Annotated in this window: 28 protein-coding genes; 15 read left to right on the top strand and 13 right to left on the bottom strand. The window is 62.0% G+C overall.

Annotation, left to right across the window (positions count from 1 at the left end):
• Positions 1-59 precede the first annotated feature (59 nt).
• Positions 60-239, top strand: a complete 180-nt coding sequence (locus NKI05_RS13400; protein WP_352792443.1) for a hypothetical protein — start codon at positions 60-62, stop codon at positions 237-239.
• Positions 240-382: 143 nt separating this feature from the next.
• On the opposite strand, the gene NKI05_RS13405 is transcribed toward NKI05_RS13400, so the two are convergent.
• From NKI05_RS13405 to NKI05_RS13440, 8 genes are all read right to left on the bottom strand, one after another.
• Positions 383-988 carry a DUF6456 domain-containing protein gene (locus NKI05_RS13405; RefSeq protein ID WP_352499010.1) on the bottom strand — a complete coding sequence of 202 codons (606 nt, stop codon included), beginning with the start codon at positions 986-988 and terminating at the stop codon, positions 383-385.
• Positions 989-1,040: 52 nt separating this feature from the next.
• A complete protein-coding gene (locus tag NKI05_RS13410; RefSeq protein ID WP_352499011.1) occupies positions 1,041-1,892 on the bottom strand; it encodes a hypothetical protein in 852 nt (283 codons plus the stop codon).
• A gap of 176 nt (positions 1,893-2,068) precedes the next feature.
• Complete coding sequence (locus NKI05_RS13415; protein WP_352792444.1) at positions 2,069-2,530, bottom strand: hypothetical protein; 462 nt, start codon at positions 2,528-2,530, stop codon at positions 2,069-2,071.
• Positions 2,517-2,810: a hypothetical protein gene (locus tag NKI05_RS13420; RefSeq protein WP_352792445.1), complete on the bottom strand. Its 294-nt coding sequence runs from the start codon at positions 2,808-2,810 to the stop codon at positions 2,517-2,519. The genes NKI05_RS13415 and NKI05_RS13420 overlap by 14 nt, the downstream gene beginning before the upstream one ends.
• Positions 2,800-4,416, bottom strand: coding sequence for an AAA family ATPase (locus tag NKI05_RS13425; RefSeq protein ID WP_352792446.1), 1,617 nt, complete (start codon positions 4,414-4,416; stop codon positions 2,800-2,802). The genes NKI05_RS13420 and NKI05_RS13425 overlap by 11 nt, the downstream gene beginning before the upstream one ends.
• Positions 4,417-4,449: 33 nt before the next feature.
• On the bottom strand, positions 4,450-5,064 hold the full coding sequence (locus NKI05_RS13430; protein WP_352792447.1) for a hypothetical protein: 615 nt from the start codon (positions 5,062-5,064) through the stop codon (positions 4,450-4,452).
• Entirely contained in the window at positions 5,015-5,323 is a 309-nt protein-coding gene (locus NKI05_RS13435) for a hypothetical protein (RefSeq protein WP_352792448.1), read from the bottom strand. Before NKI05_RS13435 ends, NKI05_RS13430 begins: the two co-directional genes overlap by 50 nt.
• Before the next feature lie 10 nt (positions 5,324-5,333).
• On the bottom strand, positions 5,334-5,612 hold the full coding sequence (locus tag NKI05_RS13440) for a transcriptional regulator (RefSeq protein ID WP_245260507.1): 279 nt from the start codon (positions 5,610-5,612) through the stop codon (positions 5,334-5,336).
• 88 nt (positions 5,613-5,700) lie between these two features.
• Here NKI05_RS13440 and NKI05_RS13445 point away from each other — a divergent pair, with 88 nt between their 5' ends.
• Together NKI05_RS13445 and NKI05_RS13450 are read left to right on the top strand one after the other, a co-directional pair.
• The gene (locus tag NKI05_RS13445; protein ID WP_023820555.1) at positions 5,701-6,348 is read left to right on the top strand and encodes a LexA family protein; all 648 of its coding nucleotides are present in this window, start codon (positions 5,701-5,703) and stop codon (positions 6,346-6,348) included.
• Positions 6,349-6,436: 88 nt separating this feature from the next.
• Positions 6,437-6,796: a hypothetical protein gene (locus NKI05_RS13450; RefSeq protein WP_352792449.1), complete on the top strand. Its 360-nt coding sequence runs from the start codon at positions 6,437-6,439 to the stop codon at positions 6,794-6,796.
• A gap of 1 nt (position 6,797) precedes the next feature.
• On the opposite strand, the gene NKI05_RS13455 is transcribed toward NKI05_RS13450, so the two are convergent.
• A complete protein-coding gene (locus NKI05_RS13455) occupies positions 6,798-7,271 on the bottom strand; it encodes an Arc family DNA-binding protein (RefSeq protein ID WP_352792450.1) in 474 nt (157 codons plus the stop codon).
• Between the two features lie 84 nt (positions 7,272-7,355).
• Between NKI05_RS13455 and NKI05_RS13460 the strand changes: the two genes are divergently transcribed.
• The 9 genes from NKI05_RS13460 (at position 7,356) to NKI05_RS13500 (ending at position 13,940) form a co-directional block, all read left to right on the top strand.
• Positions 7,356-7,529, top strand: a complete 174-nt coding sequence (locus NKI05_RS13460; protein ID WP_081731199.1) for an Arc family DNA-binding protein — start codon at positions 7,356-7,358, stop codon at positions 7,527-7,529.
• Between the two features lie 60 nt (positions 7,530-7,589).
• On the top strand, positions 7,590-8,018 hold the full coding sequence (locus NKI05_RS13465) for a hypothetical protein (protein WP_352792451.1): 429 nt from the start codon (positions 7,590-7,592) through the stop codon (positions 8,016-8,018).
• Positions 8,015-8,407 carry a hypothetical protein gene (locus NKI05_RS13470; protein WP_352499015.1) on the top strand — a complete coding sequence of 131 codons (393 nt, stop codon included), beginning with the start codon at positions 8,015-8,017 and terminating at the stop codon, positions 8,405-8,407. The genes NKI05_RS13465 and NKI05_RS13470 overlap by 4 nt, the downstream gene beginning before the upstream one ends.
• Positions 8,404-8,637 (top strand): hypothetical protein, encoded by a 234-nt coding sequence (locus NKI05_RS13475; RefSeq protein WP_352792452.1) that lies wholly within the window; start codon positions 8,404-8,406, stop codon positions 8,635-8,637. The genes NKI05_RS13470 and NKI05_RS13475 overlap by 4 nt, the downstream gene beginning before the upstream one ends.
• Positions 8,634-9,074 (top strand): helix-turn-helix domain-containing protein, encoded by a 441-nt coding sequence (locus NKI05_RS13480; RefSeq protein ID WP_352792453.1) that lies wholly within the window; start codon positions 8,634-8,636, stop codon positions 9,072-9,074. Before NKI05_RS13475 ends, NKI05_RS13480 begins: the two co-directional genes overlap by 4 nt.
• A 55-nt stretch (positions 9,075-9,129) precedes the next feature.
• Positions 9,130-9,459: a hypothetical protein gene (locus NKI05_RS13485; RefSeq protein ID WP_023820563.1), complete on the top strand. Its 330-nt coding sequence runs from the start codon at positions 9,130-9,132 to the stop codon at positions 9,457-9,459.
• A complete protein-coding gene (locus NKI05_RS13490; RefSeq protein WP_023820564.1) occupies positions 9,423-10,658 on the top strand; it encodes a site-specific integrase in 1,236 nt (411 codons plus the stop codon). Before NKI05_RS13485 ends, NKI05_RS13490 begins: the two co-directional genes overlap by 37 nt.
• A 122-nt stretch (positions 10,659-10,780) precedes the next feature.
• Complete coding sequence (locus tag NKI05_RS13495) at positions 10,781-13,057, top strand: transglycosylase domain-containing protein (protein ID WP_352792454.1); 2,277 nt, start codon at positions 10,781-10,783, stop codon at positions 13,055-13,057.
• A gap of 130 nt (positions 13,058-13,187) precedes the next feature.
• Positions 13,188-13,940, top strand: a complete 753-nt coding sequence (locus NKI05_RS13500; protein WP_023686590.1) for an SDR family NAD(P)-dependent oxidoreductase — start codon at positions 13,188-13,190, stop codon at positions 13,938-13,940.
• Positions 13,941-13,955: 15 nt separating this feature from the next.
• Here the strand turns inward: NKI05_RS13500 and NKI05_RS13505 are convergent, their stop codons facing one another.
• Positions 13,956-14,876, bottom strand: coding sequence for a zinc-binding dehydrogenase (locus NKI05_RS13505; RefSeq protein ID WP_023814715.1), 921 nt, complete (start codon positions 14,874-14,876; stop codon positions 13,956-13,958).
• A gap of 109 nt (positions 14,877-14,985) precedes the next feature.
• Between NKI05_RS13505 and NKI05_RS13510 the strand changes: the two genes are divergently transcribed.
• Positions 14,986-15,795: an AraC family transcriptional regulator gene (locus tag NKI05_RS13510; RefSeq protein WP_352792456.1), complete on the top strand. Its 810-nt coding sequence runs from the start codon at positions 14,986-14,988 to the stop codon at positions 15,793-15,795.
• Positions 15,796-15,815: 20 nt separating this feature from the next.
• Here the strand turns inward: NKI05_RS13510 and NKI05_RS13515 are convergent, their stop codons facing one another.
• From NKI05_RS13515 to NKI05_RS13525, 3 genes are all read right to left on the bottom strand, one after another.
• On the bottom strand, positions 15,816-17,606 hold the full coding sequence (locus NKI05_RS13515; RefSeq protein WP_023814713.1) for a cation:proton antiporter domain-containing protein: 1,791 nt from the start codon (positions 17,604-17,606) through the stop codon (positions 15,816-15,818).
• 184 nt (positions 17,607-17,790) lie between these two features.
• Positions 17,791-18,243, bottom strand: a complete 453-nt coding sequence (locus NKI05_RS13520) for a baeRF12 domain-containing protein (RefSeq protein ID WP_023700117.1) — start codon at positions 18,241-18,243, stop codon at positions 17,791-17,793.
• Between the two features lie 165 nt (positions 18,244-18,408).
• The gene (locus NKI05_RS13525; RefSeq protein WP_155929519.1) at positions 18,409-18,663 is read right to left on the bottom strand and encodes a hypothetical protein; all 255 of its coding nucleotides are present in this window, start codon (positions 18,661-18,663) and stop codon (positions 18,409-18,411) included.
• Here NKI05_RS13525 and cysG point away from each other — a divergent pair.
• Both cysG and NKI05_RS13535 read left to right on the top strand, forming a co-directional pair.
• Positions 18,662-20,113, top strand: a complete 1,452-nt coding sequence (gene cysG, locus NKI05_RS13530) for a siroheme synthase CysG (protein WP_023713439.1) — start codon at positions 18,662-18,664, stop codon at positions 20,111-20,113. The genes NKI05_RS13525 and cysG overlap by 2 nt on opposite strands.
• Positions 20,110-20,403: a DUF2849 domain-containing protein gene (locus tag NKI05_RS13535; RefSeq protein ID WP_023737532.1), complete on the top strand. Its 294-nt coding sequence runs from the start codon at positions 20,110-20,112 to the stop codon at positions 20,401-20,403. The genes cysG and NKI05_RS13535 overlap by 4 nt, the downstream gene beginning before the upstream one ends.
• Positions 20,404-20,406 lie beyond the last annotated feature (3 nt).

Raw genomic sequence — 20,406 nt, forward strand, 5'->3', positions numbered from 1 at the left:
TACGTTTGAACCTTGCGACTGAAATGGTTCGTTGGGGCTCGTGTTTGGGAGTGGCGACCGTGGACGAGAGTACAAATGGTGTTCGTGTCGAAAGGATCGACGGCCAATGGGCGGTGCAGATCTTTGAGAACGGCGAAACCACCCAGCATCTTTTCGAGAACGAAGAATTTGCCAGGAATTTTGCGGCCGGTCAGCGGATAAGGCTTAACCCGCCGGGGATCGAGCCAACGCTCACTTGAGACGGTCAGGCTGCAAGAAGAGCGATCCGCGTCTCTGGAGGAGCTTCCTGCTTCGCTGCTCAACAAAAAACCCGCCTGACTTAGGCGGGTTTCGGCGCAAATCGTCACCGTGGCCAAATATCTACCATACGTGACGGCACGTTTCAACTGTTGTGACGCGTTGCTGACTGCGACCCGTAGTGGAAAACGAGGCGTTCCAGACCCATGCGCAAAAGCTGGGCGGGAATGTCTCGGACCACGTTCTCCCGCTGCGCCACTTCCTTGATTGACATCCCGAGACCGCATACCGCATCGATTACAGCCAGTATCTCGGGATAGACCAGAGCTTGCCGCGCCCGCGCCATGACAGCATGGTTGTCGATCAGCTTGGCCGGGACACTCGCTCCGGACCGCCCTCCGTCCACGCGCTCGCCCATGCCCATGGTCTTCAGGCCCTCGCGCGTGGCCAGTTCGAAGTCAGCGCGATAGCGAGTACCGGCCTCCCGCTGCTTGTACGTCAGGCTCGAGATGCCCTTGAGGGGATCGACCTTGCGAACCCGGGCTATGCCACCCGTGCTGATATAGCCGCCATTGCTGACATCGTAGACCCGACGCGCTTCTGCCGTCCCGGCGATAAGCCGATCGCGCCCGTAATCATCCGTCTGGACAGCGAAGTCATGGCCGAGGTCGCGACGGATTTTCACCTGTTCGGCCTCACCCTTGCGCATCTTTGGCGCGGTCGGCTTGGTTTTCTTTGCTGCTTTCGTCATACGAAACTCCGTTGGGGTGCGCCGCGCCGTCAATTCGCCGCGGCGCGCCGTTTCAGGCGACCAAGCGCATCACCTGTCGCTTCTTCTTTGTCTTGCGGTACCAGATTGATCCGAGCGCCTTCCATTCCGACGTGCGATGGGTCTTCGCCATTAGTTTCGCTTCGTCTTCGGCCGACAGGTACAGATCGCCTATCGTTTTCGACAGATCATCGGGATCGAGCTTTATCGACATCTCACTGTCGGTCATGACGTACTCGGCAGCCTTGATGTGAGTTGCGGTGATGGGTGCCAAATGAGCCTTGGCCAAGACCTCAAGGATGATCCGCGCTCCCAGTGGTTCACGACGGGCGACGAGGCCCCTGATGGCCGAAATCGCAATCGTATCGCCAGGCTGATATTTGCCCGACTTGGGCAGATTCTTAAGAACTTTGACCCCGGCCCGCTGACAGGTACGGTCAACGTCCACAGCGTCCTCAAAACCCGCTAAGACCGCAGAGTGATGGAGATGCAGTGCGGTAACTCCAAGCCGCTGAGTGTTTTGACCGACGAATGCCGCTGCCTGGGTCTGGGTGTCGGGCGCGTCGACGATCATCACCGGGATAAGATCGATATGAGGATTACTCGCAGCTGCAATTGCAGTGTGCTGCCCGTCAAGCACCTTCAAGATAGTTTTGCCGCCATGCTCGGCGTAGGCACAGATCGGCGGCTTATATTTCGTCCAGCAAAACCTCTCGATGATTTGCCGGATTTGTCTGTGGCCTTTTTCGCCAATAGCACGCTGGTACTCATGGTCGACGAATAGGGCCGACGGATCTACGCGCTCGCAGATCGGCTCACCTGTGCTGGGCTTACGTGGATTGAGGCCGGTTGTTGAGATCGCGGCAATACCATTGAGAAGTTCCACAGAGTTTTTCCTGTTACGCAGCTCAACCTGAGCGGGGACGCCTCTGCATGAGTGCGCGGCTGCTTGGTTGCAGGCCTCGCTGTGGACAACGACCAAGCGCGCCGGGCTTTCCCCGACATTCTCGGTGTCTGCCCACCGGTAGCCGAAAGATTGGTGAACGAACGCTTGCGAACCGCTCAATTTTCGTTCCCTTCGCTTGCCGCTAGATATTCCGCTGGACTGATGTGGCGGACGGGCGATGCCGCGCCAAATGTCCCGAGCTGCGCATCCCGATAATTGCGCTTTCCCTTCGGGTCGAAGTCAGTCGCCGCTATTGTCCGCAGCCATTTCGGAGCCTTTGCTGCAGCGCGCTTCCGCCGCTCTTTCGTCCGCCGTTTCTTAGCGGCCTGTTTCTTCTCCTGCCGGGTCTGCTTCGGAAGGGTGGGAAACGGGTTTTCCTGCAACCCGTTTTCTGCCGGCCCGCTCGACAGGATCTTGTTCGAGATCCAGTCAGCCCGCTTTTCGGCTGGCGATATGGGCGAGCCCTCGATGCGATCAGCCGCGCGCCAGGCTTCCGCGTTGGTCGGAAACGGTCCCGCCAAGGTTTCGCCGCGAGAAACCACAATCCAGCCCCCGCCCGAAGCTTCAATCACGGTCATGGCAACGCCCTTTGTTGTCGTTCGAAAGTGTCAGGCCTCGGGGAAATTCGCGGCGCCGGTAATCAACCTCGTCAATGATCCGCCGCAGATCCGCCCTATTGGCGTTGCCGATCGCTATCCACCGCTCCAGGACGGGTTTCATTGCCAACCAAGTCTTGTCTGGCAACTCGCACCAGATGCCGATTACAGCGGCGCGGGCCGCGAGATTGATGCTCGTGTGGACAAGCAACGCCTGTTCAACAGACCACGGAAGCCGCTCGGATTTTTCCTTATTCGGCATCTTCAAACCTCCCGTTCTGGATGTTGAAGTTGATCTTCAGCTTGCAGGGATGGCCCAGCTCGTCGAAGCGGGTCTTCTTGTGGAAGATCACCGCATCGGTGCAGCGTTGGCCCTCGTCGAACATCTTCGGGCGGTGCACGACCAAGCCCTGGTCAACGCGGTTGTCCCAATGCTTTGAGCCGGCTATGTCGTCGAGCTCCGGGGGCGAACCTTTGCGCGGCCCGTCCATTTTCGCCGGATGGGCCAACACTTGGACGTGACAGCCCATGTCCTGCGAAAATTTGTAGATCGCCGTCAGGCAGCGGCCGATGTATTCGGTTTCTGTTTCCCGAGCCTCGCGCTGGCTTTCCAGTCGGTTCCATGGGTCGAGCTGCACCACTGATGCGCCGTGCCTGACCACCGCGGCCTCTGCCGTTTCAAGTAGCCAGCCTAGCGTTGGCGTCTGCTCCGGGTGCTGCATGAACAGGTAGTGGTCGTTTATCCACTGGTCCGAGTACCGGATTTCTTCCGGCGTCATTTCTCGCTCCAGACGGCCTGCATGCAGCGTCCGCAGGATGCGCCGGTAGTGTGGCTTGGCCCGCGTCTCAAACGTGGCCGTGGCGATGACCAGCCCGTATTTGTCGGCGATGTCGGCCCAAACCTGCGCCATCACTGCCGTCTTGCCGTGGCCAGGGTGACCGGTGACCACTGACATGGTGCCGGGCGCGAAAAGGATCTTGCCGCGCCAGGCCGGCATGCGGGGAACCTCCCAAGCTCGGATCGGCGCCATCTCCGGCAGTTCCGCGAGCCTGTAGAGACCGCCGACCGGCCACGGCAACGCACCATTGGTGACCAGGTCTTTCAGCGCTTCGATGCCATCAGCGCGCAACATGTCGTTGGCGTCTTTGATACCTTCGGGCCAGTCGATGAACCAGAACTTGGCGGCGCCGAGCAGATGGGCCATGTCCGTCCGGAGCGAAAGCCCGGTGTCGTCCATGTCCCCGCACCAGATAAAACGCTTGTGCTTGCCGAGGCCGCGCGCCAGAGCCTGTTCGACGTACTCATAGCCGGCGGGCTCCGCTGGCTTGTCGTCCGCGCCTTCCTTCTTCTCCCGGCCGCCGTTTGGCACAGACAGAATCCGGCCGATCGGTAAACCGGCCTCGACCATGGCGGCCAAGTCCCATTCGCCTTCGACCATGTAGACATCGCCGGGGGGCGCGGCCAACACGCGGTCGAGATTGTAGAAGCAAAGCTTGCCGCCCTTCTCGCCGATGAAATCCTTCTCTGGGAAGGCGCAGGCCTTGTAGTTCACCCGCTTGCCGCTGAGCGTGTAGGGGAAGAAAACGGCCTCGCTTTTGCGTTCAAGACGGCGAGGAAAGTAGACCGTTCCTGAGGCGGCGCCGAGCTGCGCCAAAGTCGTCGCGCTTATGCCCCGGACCGTCTTTGCGTAGTCCTTTGCCGCCGCCGAAAGCTTGCCCTGTTCGAACGCCACCGTTGAAACCGCAGTGGTGGCAGAAGTAGGTTGCTCCGTCTCCGTCGATCCTGACAGCAAGGCATTTGTCCTTTTTCTTCCGGCGATGCGGGGAACAAGACGGGCAGGTAGTCCGCTGCTCGCCATCGCGATCATTGATGAAAATTCCGAGTTCGCTCAGCTCATGCATCAGTTGCCGACCTGTTGCTTGGTGTCGTCGTAGAGGCCGCCAGCGAAGCGCCAGTACGTGCCTTCCCGCTCGACCGGGTAACCCTGGCAGCGCGCGTCTGTGATCCATGCCGGTAATTGGGGATCGACCTTTGCCGGCGCCGGGGGGCGGTATTGTTTCAGCACTCCGCCGAGATAGGCCTTTGGCTTTTTGGCGCTCGCGGCTCGACCAGCGATGTCAATCAACTGATCGAAGTCGCCGCCAAGATGCTCGCCGATCTGAAACAGCATCCCGCGCGGCACTCCGGCTTTCTGCCATCCGGGCAGGGCGGCATAAAACTTCTCTTCGGCCGACCCGTGCCAATCCGGCCCGCCCTCGCGGTCATTCTTGTTTTCTGCCGGGTTGGGTTGGACGGCTTGAGGGGGAACTTTGTCGACCACAGCCGAAGGCGCGTTGTTCTTCTTTTTAATGCCTTCAATGCCTTTAATGTCTTCTTGTTTGTCTCGGGGTTGTCTCGCGGTCGTCTCGCTTGGTGTCTCCCTAGCTGTCTCGGCTGGAAGGCTGACGCGCTGATAAGTGTCGTATTTACAGATAGTTATGACGCTCTGCCCTGTCTCGACGGAGATGCTGATCATTGTCTCGGTTTTTAGACGCTTTAGAAAGCGGTCGACACTGGACCGGTGCCATTGCCAGCAGATCGGCCATGAACCTGACCGATGACGCGAGCTGGCCGCGCTTCAATGCTACCATGCCGTCCTTGACCCGAACGCGCCGCGCTTTCCATGCCGCCTCGCGGATCAGCCAAACCCATGCCTCGCGCTCGGTGAACGGTTCCGCCGCGAAAAAATGATGTTCGAAGATGTCGCGAGACACCGCGAAAACGCCGCTGGTCATTGCGCCGCCGTCATGCCGATGCTCGCACCAAATCAACTGACGGCAGTTCCGGCGGGTACAGGTCGGGACGGAGGCGGCCACGATGGATGCCTGTCAGCCGCTCGACTGCAATCACGCGGTCGTGCGGGATCTGCTTCCACTGGCTTACGGCCTGCGGCGTGATATCCAGCATCTCGGCAAGCTTCTTGGCCTGGCCGATTGCTTCAACGGCCAGTTCGAGGCCGCTCTTTCCGTCCGGATCACTCATGAAGTTCTGCACCCCTGGCTTGATTTGCGAAGTGAAATTCAAGCACGGCTTAACCATAAGTTCAAGTGAAGCTTGCTTGAATTAATCAAGTCTGGCTTTAGTCTCTTGAATTGAAACGGAGGATTTTTTCATGACCTTGGGGGAAACCATCAAAGCCGCGCGCAAGGCGAAGGATTTGACGCTGGCCTCGGTCGCCAATTCCATGGGCGTAAGTCTTCAGGCTGTATCCCAATGGGAAAGTGACACCACCACGCCGACTGGAGGCAGATTGATCAAGCTCAGCAATTTGCTGGGTATCGATCTAGCCCCAGCTGGTGGCCGGCGCGAGTTGCTCCCTTTCAAAGCGGAAGGCAAGGTTTTCGCCGCGCCGCTGATCAGCCGCGTGACAGCAGGCTCTTGGTCACCAGTCATTGCCGAGCAGCCACTGCCCCCAGATACCCAAGCTTTTGAAATCCATTGGGAGCCGGCCGGATACGCCTTTTCTTTGGAAATCGATGGCGACAGCATGCTTCCCGAATTTCAGAGCGGCGACGTGATTATAGTCGACACCGGCCTTCGGCCTCTGCCTGGCGATTGCGTGGTGGCCGCCATTGAGAGTGAGGAAGAGGCAACTTTCAAGAAGTACCGCCCGCGCGGCTTGGACGACAACGGCCAGCCGATCATCGAACTTTACCCGCTCAACCCCGACTATCCTACGCTGACCATCTCAGCCAAGAATCCTGGCCGCATTGTCGGCACAATGAACGAGCATCGAAGGTTCCGGCGCCGAACAAGGTGAAGCGGAACTTGAAAAGGTGTTAAGCGTGGCTTGACTATATGGTTAAGCGGTGCTTGAATAGTATCCATCGCATCCGATGGAGCTTTCAATGAACCCCACCCCCTTATCAAGCCTTATGCATACTGACGCTGACCTGATCGCCCTTGGCGTCGAATTCCGCAAGGCCTGGGCGGACGAGCGCGCCGCCTTCAGCGATTCAGGAGAGGACTTCGACAAAGACCCCTCTATTGCGGCCGCATCCCATCGATGCTCGGAGCTCTCCGACCGAATCCTGACGCTCACGCCCGAGACCATGGATGGGGCGCGGGTCGCCGCGATGGTTTGGGGCTGGTGCCACTATCTCAACAGTCAGCCCGGCGTTTACGACGGCGGCGAATTCAGCAACGCGGCCGACACCCGCGCCGTCCACAAGGTGCTAACGTTTCTGCTGAAGGATTGCGCGGCGTGAGCTATTCGCCGCTTTCATCGTCTTGGGCTGCCTTAGCGGCGGCAGCGTCGCGTTCGAGCTTGGCCAACCGTTTTAGTCGGCGCCGTTCGGTATTTTCCGCCGCGACCGAGACAACGATTCTTGCGTCGTCGATACCGGCATCTTGTGCGGGTTCGAGGCTATTTGCGGCGCGCTCGCGCTCCGCAAGCCGTTCGACCCGTTCAGCGGCGCGAATGCTTTCGATGCTTTCTTTCAGCGTCTTCGACAGGTCGGAAAAGAATGTGCCGATAGATACGTCGATGGCAGGCGTCCCAAACGGCAACGCCTCCAAGCGGATCGTGATCGACGGCGGATGCTTGGGGCCGAGAAAGGACTGTTCCAGCCGAGCGACGATTTCAGCGGTGGTGCTGCGGTTGTTGCGTTCGGCGCGCTCCTCCAGGCGCTCTTTCAAGTTCGCCGGTAGCCGGATGTTTATCTGGGGATCTTCGCGCGCCATAGGCTGGGGATATATAGCACGGTGCTATTGCTCGCAACCTAGCACGGTGCTATATTCCGTCTTGGTTAACGGAAAGGAAAGGACATGAGTCGGGCGGACCCGAAATTTCTGGTGAGACTGCCGGCAGACGTAAAGGCATTCATCGCCACGCAGGCCGCGCGGAACGGAAGTTCTCAAAATTCTGAAATCGTGCGGTGCATCCGTAACCGCATGGACGAAACGAAAACGACGACCAGCGAGCCGGCAAGCTCAATCTGATCGTCGTTCGAAATGAAACCGCCTTGCACGGCGGCTCCCCACGATCACCGACAAAGGATATTGAAGATGACCAAGGCGTTACATAACACCGCATCGGCGAAAATTCAAACTGGTCGCCCCGCTGCGAAGATAGCGCATGAGGCTGACACCCTGTCGTTTATGCACCGCAAAGGCCGCGATGCCGGCGGTGGCATCTGCTACTGGAATGTCGACGCAACCGGCCATTTCGGCAAGGACTGCGACAAAGGCCACGAACTGGCGCGCGAATATCTCGACTTCATCGGCCGTCACCCGACCAACGGCGCAACCACACTTCTCGGCTGCATCGTCAACGATATGTGCCGACTCCGGCAGGAAGAACGCTTGCCGTCCCGCAACCATCTGACCGGCGTCGAGATCGGTTTCCTGGGCGAGGTCAACCGCTACGCGATGGCGACAATGGTTGCCGTGGTCAAAACCATGGGCAAGTCGGAAGGCGGTGCGGAATGAGCCGCCCAGCGCACCCGCTCGGCTTCAAAACCGACCATCTCTCGCTCAAGCAACTGTCGGCACTCGTCGAGACGCTGACCACTGTCGCCCAAGTTCTCAGCGGTCTTCAGGAGCAGCCTCGTTTCAACGGCCCGGATGACGGTCAACCGTACAACGAAGCTGGCGAGATACTAGAGTTCCTCCGCAACAATATCGGCTGCGAGATCGACGACATACGCGAGGCCGTGTTGCAAAGGCCAGTCAGCACCCGAGACGAAGGCGAACTTAAGTTTGGGATCATAGTCGGCCAGTATGACGGGGGCACCGACAGCCCTGCATCGGTTGTCGCGGAGTTGGCCAAGATTGCCGGGGACATCGATTGGCAGCTTACCCGGGAAGGTGGCAAATGAGCCGCTTCATCGATCACAGAGACATGTCTGCAGATCTGATAATGTCTTGCTGCATCCAAGCGGCTGCAATCGTCCGGGTTTGCGGTGCAGCGGCCTGGGCGATCCAGGAAGGCGGCCATGTGAATATGGCAACCAGCATCGTTGATGCTCTTGCCGCCGCCGACGAACTCCTTGGACCCGTTACCGATGCGCTTGAGGGCCATGAAGGTCCGAAGGCAGGTGCGAAGTGATCCAAGTCGTCAGCATTACGAGCAAGATCAAGACCGCTGGCGCGCGGCTGGCCTGGGCGAGAACTCAGGCCGGTATCCACACCGTCAGCGGCGGCGCCGAAGCGCTGAAAGTGCCGCCCGGCACATATGCGGGCCACGAGAGCGGAAACCGCGCTTTCGACTATGAAGTCGCCCGCCTGTATGCGGCTGGCTATGGCGTCCGGTGGGAATGGTTGCTCAGCGGGGAGGGCGATCCACTAGGAGGCGGCCGGGTTGTCCCGCTCTCAGCGATCGACCAGCTTCACCAAGTGCGAGACGAACTGCGCACCATTTGGTTGGCCCTGGGCAACACGTCAGATCTGGATGATGACGGCACATTGACGCCGATACGCGAAGCGCTGAACGGCTCAACCAATCGGCTCGAAAACGCTTGCCAATCGATGGAGCGCGCCGGATGAACGGCGATTTCAGCAATTTTTCGAAAGCACAGCAACATTGTGACAACGCCGGCCTGTGGTTCTGGACCTGCGCGAGGGCGGGCAGATGACCCGCGCCGGGGCAACCCTCGACGATCTGCCCATGTTCGCATCGGACGAGCAGATCGCAGAGGCCATCGTCGGGAAGGATAAAGCAGGCAAATGGATGCGCGAGCGCCTGCCGACCCTTGCCAACAAGCCCGGTTTCCCGGCTATTGATGAATTTCACGGAGGGCGCCCGGTCGCCTTGGTGCAGCGGTTCTATGAAAATTACCTTGGAACCGGCTCGACCACGGCAACAGCGCCACCCGGCAAAGCGGACGCAAGCCAATGGAAAACGAAGACGCGACAAAGGCCCCAGGTCTGAAATGGATCAAGCGCGCTGGCGGCAGAGTGCCGCACTGGGTTGCCGACGAAAATGACGTAAAGAACGGCTACATCCCGAAAACGGTGAACCTCTACTATCTGGCCGATCAGCCGGAGATGCTGAAGGCGAAATGCCATTCGCTCCAAGCCGAGATGCTTCTATGGCGCACCGGCTACCGTGCCGACCCTCTGAAGTTCGACGGAACGATCAAGTCGCTCCTGACCATCTACGAGACGCACAAGCGCAGCCCATACCGGAAGCTGAAACCCGGTTCGCTGCGGCCCTATAACCACTATCTGAAGAACCTGAAGGGCCACATAGGCAGCGTCCGGCTTGACGAAACAACCGGCGTTGACCTCATCGACTGGCATGACGTTTGGTCGGAGAACGGGCGTTATCTCGCCGCTGCGTCGACCGCGCGCGCCGTTCTTTTCGCTGCAGTCAGCTTCGGCATCATGATGCGCTTGCCCGGCTGTTCGGAATTGTCGGTCGTCATGCGCGAGACTGCAAAGAGGCTCCCGCACCCCAAGCCCCGCAAACAGTCCGCCACCGCCACCCAGATCATCGCGGCGCGCGCGGCAGCGCATCAGGCCGGCCGGCCTTCGTCGGCGCTCGCCTATGCCTTGTGCTTCGAGACGGTGCTTCGGTTGTGGGACGTGATCGGCCAGTGGTGGCCGATGGACATGGGCGGAATTTCCGAAGTGCTTGACGCCGACCGGGATCTGAAATGGTTTGGCCTTCGCTGGGAAGACATCGACGCCGACATGGTGCTGCACTACACGCCATCCAAGACCGCCGATAGCACAGGCATCAGCATTTCCTATTCGCTGAGGAAGGCGCCGATGGTCATGGAAGAGCTGCAGCACTGGCCGATCGAGAAGCGCAAGGGGCCGATCATCGTGGCCGAGGAAAACGGCTTGCCCTGGCGCGCCACGATTTTCGCGCAGCGCTGGTCGGTCGACCGCAAGGTGGCAGGTCTTCCGGTGACCCTTTGGGCGCGAGACTTGCGGGCTTCAGGCATCACCGAGGGCAGGGCATCCGATGCCAGTCTGGACGATGCCAGCAAGGTCGCCGGGCATAGCGCAACCACCACCACCAAGCAGTATGATCGCGCCGTGTTGGAGGCTGCGGACCGCTTTGCTGACGCGCGCGTCAAGCGACGTGAACAGAGCGGTAACGGCGGCGGTAACGCGCGGTAACGGATTAAGAATTTCGTAAGGAGTTTCAACGGCCTGCACGAGCCCTGCTTTAACGCGCCCTTAAACCGCCGCATCTACCCTCCAACCCGAGCGCCATTGACACCGGGAAGACAGCGCAACGCATGGCGAACCGCAGAGACAGTCGCATCGAACCCAGCTTCGAGGGATCGCCAAAGACGAAATCCGCGGCCGGTTTCTCGGTGAACGAGGAGGATCGCGTCGTGCCGGGCAATCGCAAATCCTCCACGGCGCGCAAAACCTCCAGAGCAAAATCATCCTCACGCGGCCGGCGCGGCAAACCCCGGCGCGGGCTGTTCGGCGTGATGGCGCGGATGTTCTACTGGTGCTTCGTGCTCTGCATCTGGGGCGGCATCGCGGTGGCCGGCATTGTCGTCTATTACGGCGCCAAGATGCCGGCGGCCACCACCTGGTCGATCCCCGACCGCGCGCCCAACATCAAGATCGTCTCGGTCGACGGGCAACTGCTTGCCAACCGCGGCATGAGCGGCGGGGAGGCGGTCGGCCTGCACGAAATGTCGCCCTACATTCCGGAAGCCGTCATCGCCATCGAGGATCGCCGCTTTTATTCGCATTTCGGCATCGACCCGATCGGCCTATCGCGCGCCATGGTGACCAACGTTCTGGGCCGGCGTTTCTCGCAGGGCGGCTCGACGCTGACCCAGCAGCTGGCCAAGAACCTGTTCCTGAAGCCCGACCGCACGCTGGAGCGCAAGGTGCAGGAAGTGCTGCTGTCGCTCTGGCTGGAGCACAAGCATACCAAGGACCAGATCCTCGAAATGTACCTCAACCGGGTTTATTTCGGCTCCGGCGCCTATGGCGTCGAGGCGGCCTCGCGTCGCTATTTCGGCAAGAGCGCGCGCGATGTCACTCTGTCGGAGGCGGCCCTTCTCGCCGGCCTCTTGAAGGCGCCGTCGCGACTGTCGCCGGCGCGGGATCCGAAGGCGGCGGAGGAGCGCTCGCAACTGGTGCTGGCCGCCATGCGCGACGAAGGCAAGATCAGCGCCAAGGAACTGGCCTCGGCGATGAGCGCGCCGGCAACGCGCGCGCCATCCTATTGGACCGGCTCGGAAAACTATGTCGCCGACACCATCATGGAAGAATTGCCCGATTTGATCGGCGACGTGCGCAGCGACATCGTCGTCGACACCACCGTCGACCTCAACCTGCAGAAGCTCGCCGAACAGTCGATCCGCCGGCTGATCGACGAGAGCGGCAAGAAGCTCAATGTCAGCCAAGGCGCGCTGGTCTCGATCGACAATTCCGGCGCCGTGCGCGCCATGGTCGGCGGCTACGACTATTCGACCAGCCAGTTCGACCGCGCCTCCGAAGCACGCCGCCAGCCGGGCTCGGCGTTCAAGCCGTTCGTCTATATGGCCGCGCTGGAAGCCGGCCGCACGCCCGACAGCGTGCGCAACGACGCACCGATCAAGATCGGCAAGTGGACACCGGACAATTACGGCGGCAAGTATTTCGGCAAGGTGACGTTGGCGACCGCTTTGGCGAAGTCGCTGAATTCCGTCGCGGCGCAGCTGACCATGGAGGTCGGCCCCGACGCGGTGGTCGAGGCGGCGCACCGCATGGGCATCCAATCCGATCTGATCGCCAACACCTCGATCGCGCTCGGCACTTCGGAAGTGACGCCGCTGGAGCTGACATCGGCCTATGTGCCGTTCGCCAATGGCGGCTACAAGCCCGACATCCATTTCATCCGCCGCATCACCACGACCGAAGGCAAGGTGCTCTATGACGACAATGGCGGCAGCGCGCCGCGCGTCGTCAAGCAGAACATTGTCGGCATGATGAACTCGATGATGACCGGCACGGTCGAGATCGGCACGGCCAGGAAGGCGGCCTTCGCCTGGCCGTCGGCCGGCAAGACCGGAACCAGCCAGAATTCGCGCGACGCCTGGTTCGTCGGCTACACCGCAAACCTCACCACCGGCGTGTGGTTCGGCAATGATGACGGCACGCCGATGAAGAAGGTCACCGGTGGCGCGCTGCCGGCACAGGCCTGGCACGAGTTCATGGTGGCCGCGCATGAAGGTGTGCCGGTCCGGCCGCTGCCCGGCACCTGGAAGTCGACGCCGCCCGACACCATCGTGCCAGACGATATTCCGTCAGTCGATAACAATCAGGCGGCGCCGTTGCCTGCCGTGGCCGTCAGCCGTTCTGAGCCTGCTGCCGCGCCGGCACCTGCTGCTGTACCCGCACAAGCACCGGTCCGCCGTCCGGCCGAAACCGTCGATGCCGACGGTTTCGACATGCCGGGCGACGGCGGCACCACGGCCTCGATCAAGCATCCGGTACCGCCGGGCAGCGTCGGCGGCCCGACCAAGAAGCGGAAAACCTCAATCCTGGATATTCTCGGCGGCGGCTGAGCGGCTCGTCATTCTAGCTTCGAATCAAATGCGAGCTGGCAATCCGTTCCTCATATGAGAGCTGCGGTGACAATTCGGCCTCTCGCCACCTTCGCGGCATTCGGCTACATCTCCGGCCGGAGTGACAGACATGGCTGAGACCGACATCAGAAAAACCATCGTGCTGACCGGAGCCAGCCGCGGCATCGGCCATGCCACGGTCAAGCGCTTTTCGCGTGAGGGCTGGCGGGTCATCACCTGTTCGCGCCAGGCTTTTGCCGAGGATTGCCCGTGGCCGGCCGGCCCGGAGGACCACATCAAGGTCGATCTCGCCGACCAGGAGGATGTCGGCATCGCCGTCTCGGAGATCCGTCACCGGCTGGAAGCGCATGGCGGGCAATTACACGCGCTGGTCAACAATGCCGGCATTTCGCCGAAGCTCAAGGACGGCAACAGCCGCATGGATTCGATCGACACGCCGATGCATGTCTGGCGCGATGTGTTCCAGGTAAATTTCTTCGCGCCGATCATGCTCGCGCGTGGTCTCTTCAAGGAGCTTGCGGCAGCAAAAGGTTCGATCGTCAACGTCACCTCGATCGCCGGCACGCGCGTGCATCCTTTCGCCGGCACCGCCTATGCGACCTCGAAGGCGGCACTCGGCTCGCTGACGCGCGAGATGGCGCATGATTTCGGCCCGCACGGCATCCGCGTCAATGCGATTGCGCCGGGCGAGATCGACACCGCGATCCTGTCGCCTGGCACCGACAAGATCGTCGAGACGATCCCACTCAGGCGCCTTGGCGCCACCTCGGAAGTCGCCGACATCATCTTCTTCCTGTGCTCGCAGCAGGCGTCCTATGTGACGGGCTCGGAAATCCACATCAATGGCGGCCAGCACGTCTGAGCGCTGACAGACTGCTCATTCGGCGATGGTGAGAACAGCCTTGCCGCTGAAGCTGCGCTGTCGCAGGGCGTCCAGAGCCTGGGCGATGTCTGTCCACGGCACGGTCATGGACACGCGGGTTTCCAGCCGGCCAGCCGCGACCAGAGCGAGCAGCGAGGCGATGTCCGCGCCAATGGCTGGACCGGATGTGTAGTAGGCGAAAGTCTGAAGCCTCGCTCCCTCATGGCCTGGAACGAATTGTCTGAAACCAACCGGCGTGAGTTCGCCGCTGCTCGAACCGAACATGACGATGGTGCCGCCGGGGGCGACGCGTTCGATGGCATGGGCGAGGCTTTGGCCGCCGACCGACTCGGTGATCAGAGAGAATGGCCCTTCGGCCAGTTCGATCGACTCGACGACTTCGTGAGCACCAAGACCGCGGAGATCCTCGGCGTGCCGGGCGGCGGCGATTGCAGTCACCGCGGCGCCTTGCTCGCGGGCGATCTGGATCTGGAAACCGCCGACCGCGCCGCTGGCGCCGGTGATCAACACCTGCTGTCCCGCGAGGTCGCCGCCATGGCGCAAGACCCTGAGCGCCGTCGTGCCCGCGACCGGAAGCGTGGCGGCGGACCCGAAGCTGACCTCGTCCGGGATGACTGCGAGACGGTCGGTCGGAACGGCGACCCGTTCGGCCCAGCCGGCCTCGTCCACCAAAGCCACAACCCGGGCGCCGACGGCAGGCCCGGAGCCATCGGCTGCCGCCCGCTTGATTACTCCAACCACGTCCTGGCCAGGTATCCAGCCTTCCGGGCGTATGGTGAGCAGGCGCAATTCACCGCGGTTCAACGAGGTTGCGTGGACGCAGACAAGCGCTTCGTTGGGGAGGGGCCGAGGGTCCTCGACCTCGGCGAGACTGATCCGGGTGATGCTCTCGGGAGAGATGACAAGCGCGCGCATGGGAAGCCTTCCTGCCGTTGTGACATGCCAGCCACGAACCAGAGTCTATCGACTCCCCGCATCAAAGAATTTAGCTATCACGGCGAATAGTCGCTAAAAGCCATCAATCATGAGACAGCCGCTCCGCTACCCCTGGGTCAATTTCGATGTCGATGATGTGCAGGCACCTGCGATTGCCGTGCGCGTCGACGTTACCGAAACCAAAGCGGAAGTGGCTGCCCATTGGCATCGGAAGGGCCAGCTCGTCTTCGCGCTCGGCGGTGGCGTCACCTGCCGCGTCCAAAGCGGTCTGTGGATGGTGCCGCCGCATTGCGGGGTGTGGATTCCCGGTGGCATGGGACACAGCAATATCGCCACCGCCAATGCGCGGATTTTCTTCGTCTATATCGAGCCGGGAGCCGCCGATCTGCCGGACCGCTGCTGCACGCTGTCGATCTCGCCATTGTTGCGCGAACTGATCATCGAGCTGGCCGATCGCGTGGAGGAGGATGAGGCGAGGGACGTGCTGCTGACCACGATCCTGCTCTCCGAACTGCCGCGCATGCCGGTCCAGCAGCTGCATCTGCCGATCTCCGCCGAGCCGCGCTTGCGGCGGATCGCCGATGCGTTGGCGCAAGACCCTGCCGACCGCAGCACGCTTGCAGAGTGGGCCAGTCGCGTCGCGCTCTCAGAAAGCAGTCTCGCCCGTCTTGTGGTGAAGCAGACCGGACTGAGCTTCGGCCGCTGGCGCCAGCAATTGCATCTGATCGTCGCCATAAGGGAGCTGGCCTCGGTTGCCAGCGTGCAGCAGGTTTCAGGCGATCTTGGCTATGGCTCCGTCACCGCCTTCATCACCATGTTCAAGAAGGCGCTTGGCAAGCCGCCGGCAAAGTATCTCGCCAGCGTCGCGCACAATGGCGGCTCCGCCTTCGTTGGATGATCGATGCGCCTGTGGCAAGCTCAGGCCGGGGAGGGCTCAATGGCTTCGGGGCGCGGCATCGGCTTTTGCTCCAGCACTTCTTGCACGATGCCGCGGGCGATCTCGCGTTCGCCCATGATGACGGTGTCGGCGCCGAGGCCTTTGAGATGCTCGACCTCGGCATCGGAATGGGCCCTCGCTATGACGTTGATGCCGGGATTCGCGGCGCGTGCCCTGAGCACGATCTGCCCGGCCTCGAACGCGTTGGGGATGGCAAGGATCAAGCGTTTGGCCCCCTGCGGATTGGCGGCGGCAAACACGCCCCCATTGGCCGCGTTGCCGGAGACGATTTCGGCGCCGTCGTCTCTCAGCCTCGCCAGCGTCTTGTCGGCGTCCTCGATGACCAGGAAGGGCAGCGATGCCTGTTTCAGCGCCGCGCCGACCAGGCTGCCGACGCGGCCGTAGCCGATCAGGATGGTGTGGCCCGAAAGCGTTGTGCGTGGCGGTGGGCCATTCTCTTTTGCCGCGGCGGCCACCGAGGCCACTTGTCCGGGCTGCGTCGCCGGGCCGACCGGCTTGGCCTCTTCCGGTGGTGCTGCCTTGGCGGCGCGCGCGTCCAGCCACGGCTTCATCCAGTCGAGGGCAAGGAACATCAGCGGATTGACCAGGATCGACAGGATGGCGCCTGCCAGGATCAGGTCGCGTCCCTGTTCGGGCAACAGTTTCAGCCCGACGCCGAGCTCGGCCAGGATGAACGAAAACTCCCCGATCTGCGCGAGGCTGGCCGAGATCATCAAGGCGGTTCCCAGCGGATAGCGGAAGGCGATGACGATGACGAAGGCGGCCAGCGACTTGCCGATGACGATGATGGCCAGCGTCGCCAGGATCGGCCAGCCATTGCTCATCAGGCTGAACGGATCGAACAGCATGCCGACCGAGACGAAGAACAGCACCGAGAAGGCGTCGCGCAGCGGCAGTGATTCCTCCGCCGCGCGGTGGCTGAGCTCGGATTCGCTCATGATCATGCCGGCGAAGAAGGCACCGAGCGCCAGCGAGACGCCGAACAGTTTGGCGGCGCCGAAGGCGACGCCGAGCGCGATCGCCAGCACCGCCAGCCGGAACAGTTCGCGCGAGCCGGTATGGGCGACGTAATGCAGGATCCACGGAATGACGCGGCGGCCAACCACCAGCATGACGATGACGAAGGCGACGACCTTGGCCAGCGTGAGGCCGACGACGCCCCAGATGCCGAAGCTGGCCGGCAGCGACAAAAGGCTCGCATGGTCATCGACCTGCGGCTGGCCGCCGAGCACGCCGGCCAACGCCGGCAAAAGCACCAGCGCCAGCACCATGGCGAGGTCCTCGACGATCAGCCAGCCGACGGCGATGCGGCCGCGCTCGGTCTCGATCAGCCGTCGCTCCTGCAACGCGCGCAACAGCACCACTGTGGACGCGACGGAAAGCGCCAGGCCGAAGACGAGGCCTGCGCCCATCGACCAGCCGAGCATCCAGGCAAGGCCGGCGCCCAGCGCGGTGGCAAAGCCGATCTGGACGATGGCGCCGGGTACGGCGATGGCGCGGACGGAGAGAAGATCCTTCAGCGAGAAATGCAGGCCGACGCCGAACATAAGCAGGATGACGCCGATTTCGGCCAGCTCATTGGCAAGACCGGCATCGGCGACGAAACCCGGCGTGTTCGGTCCAACCAGCACGCCGGCGACGAGATAGCCGACCAGCGGCGGGATGCGAAAACGGTTGGCGAGCGCCCCGAAGATGAATGCCAGCCCCAGACCGGCGACGATGGTGGCGATAAGGGGCGTGTCATGCGGCATTGTCTATGGAGCGCCTTTCGGGAAATGTCGGGTGTGCGCCGCCCGCAGCCGCCGCCTTTGCAATATGGTGGAGGGGGTGCGGGCGACGCAACCCGCGAGACGTAAATTGGTGGCCAGAGGCGCCGAAAAACGAAAGGCGCGCGCAGCGAAAACGCTGCGCGCGCGAATGATCTATGAGATAGCGTCAGGCTGCCTGCTGCAGCATGGCCTCGATGTCGATCAGCGGGCGGTTGGTCAGTGTCTTTGGGATCTCCGCCTGCACCTTGTCGGTGACTTCCTTGTGCAATTTCTTGCGCATGGTGCCGAGCACCAGCGGCGGCGCGACCAGCACGATGTCGTCGAAGATGCCGTGATGGGCGAGCTTGTAGAGCCGGTCCGCGATCTCTTCGGCAAAGCGTTCCTTGCCCTGCCGGTGCCAGTCGGTTTCCTCAACCGCGCTGCGATGCACGGAGGGGCCGTCATTGTAGCGGCCGGGACTGTCGCTGCCTTGTTCGCGCGTTGCCGGATTGTCCTGTTTCATCTCCTGGAAGAGCTGCAGGTTCGGATAGAGATTGTCGCCCTCGTTCTTCAGGAACAGCGCTTTCTCGCCATCGGCCACCATGACCAGAAGGCCATGTTTCAGGTTGATCTTGCTCATTTGCGGGCTCCTGTTTGAAGGTTCAAATCCAGCCGACGATTGTCTGTTACGGCAGGGGCAGAACGCGTGGCGAAGCGGGAACGTTCCACTTCGTTCGCCGAGATCGCACGCAGCCATATCGAGCCCGATCTATCGTCTATCGGAGCAATGTCCGAGGTGACGGCTTTAATCTACTAGATTGGTAGAATTTAGAAAAAATAATTTTGCAGCTTGGCCGGCTCCCGGATAAAAGAGCCGCAGAACAAAGCCTGCGGCAGCAGCTTGAATCCGCCTGATATGCGGATGTGGAATATTTTTCTCTTGGCCGTTTGGCTTGCGGAAAACCGATTGCCTCCCGTCAGGGGATGCGCGAGTGGGTTCCTTCAGCTTTTTCGCGTCCGCGCCTAAAACTGCCGAATTGTTCCGGAATCTGTTCGTCATGCCGCACGCCAATCCCAAGCTCACCGCGTTCCCGGTCTTCATGCGAGTCGAAGGCGAAGCCGTGGCCATCGTCGGCGGCGGAGGCGAAGCGTTGGCCAAGGCGCGGCTGCTTGATCAGTCAAGCGCTGTGCTTCGCATCATTGCCGATGTTGCCGACGCCGAATTGCTGAGCTTCATCGCCACGACCGGCGCCATCCGTATCGACGCCCCCTACGACGCCGCGCATCTCGAAGGCGCGGTCCTGGTGTTTGCCGCCAGCGGCGACGAGACGCTCGACCGCCGCGTCGCCCACGATGCGCGCCGCCTTGGCATTCCGGTCAATGCCGTCGACCGGCCGGAGCTATGCGATTTCTTCACCCCGGCGCTGGTCAACCGCGCCCCGGTCGCCATCGCCATCGGCACGGAAGGCGCGGGTCCGGTGCTGGCGCAGATGCTGCGCAGCCGCATCGACCGCATGCTGTCGCCGTCGCTCGGGCCGCTGGCAGCGCTTGCCGCCTCGTTCCGGGGTGCCGCCGAAAAGCTGCTGCCGAAAGGCAACGCCCGCCGCCAGTTCTGGAGCAGTTTTTTCCAGGGTGCACCGGCGCGCGCCGTCGAAGCCGGCGAGCTTTCGCAGGCGCATGACGCCGCCGCCGATCTGTTGCTGTCGAAGGCTCCGGCTTCGGGCCATATCGCGTTGGTTGGCGCCGGGCCAGGTGCTGAGGATCTTCTGACGCTGCGCGCGCATCGGCTTTTGATGGAAGCCGACGTCATCGTCTATGACGCGCTGGTGCCGGAGGCGATCGTCGCCATGGGCCGCCGCGACGCCGAGCGGCTGCCGGTCGGAAAACGCAAGGGATGCCACACCAAGAGCCAGGCCGAGATCAATGCGCTGCTGGTCGATCTCGGCAGGCAGGGCAAGCGCGTCGTGCGGCTGAAGTCGGGCGACCCGCTGGTGTTCGGCCGCGCCGGCGAGGAGATGGCCGCACTGCGCGATGCCGGCATCGCCTATGATGTAGTTCCCGGGGTCACCGCCGCCTTTGCCGCCGCCGCCGATTTCGAGCTGCCGCTGACGCTGCGCGGCGTCTCCTCGTCGATGGTGTTCACCACCGGCCATGATCTGAAGGGCAATTCGCTGCCGGATTGGGCCAAGCTCGCCATTTCCGGCGCCACCGTCGCCGTCTATATGGGCCGCTCGGTCGCCGCCGAAGTCGCCGGACGGCTGATCGAGGCCGGCCTGTCGCCGGACACGGCGGTTGCCGTGGTCGAGAATGCCAGCTTGCAGAACCGCCGCCGTTTCCACGGCACGCTGGCCGATTTGCCGTCGCTGGAAGAGCGCGCCGACCTGGCCGGTCCTGTGATGACCATCATCGGCGACGCGGTTGCCGGCGCCAACTTTGAACGTTCCGAGCCGCTTGCGGCACATAACTATGAGGGCGCCGCCAACGCGGCCGACGCAGAGGTCGAGCCATGAAGATACTGACCGCAAACCGCCTCTCCGACGGCATCGCCGTCTGGTACGCCGATGGCGGTTGGGCCGAGACGGTCGACCATGCCGACCTTGCCCATGACCAAGCGGCAGAGGACAGGCTGGAAGCAATCGGCGCCAAGGCCAACGCCAACAATCAGGTTGTCGACGTCAATCTGATCGACGCTGAAGTCGTCAATGGCGTCGTCGTGCCGGTGCGGCTGCGCGAAAAGATCCGCGCCGCCGGCCCGACCATCCGGGAAGATCTGGGCAAGCAGGCTGCGCGGGCAGCTTAACAA

It is taken from the genome of Mesorhizobium sp. M0771 (assembly GCF_040320155.1).
GTDB lineage: Bacteria > Pseudomonadota > Alphaproteobacteria > Rhizobiales > Rhizobiaceae > Mesorhizobium.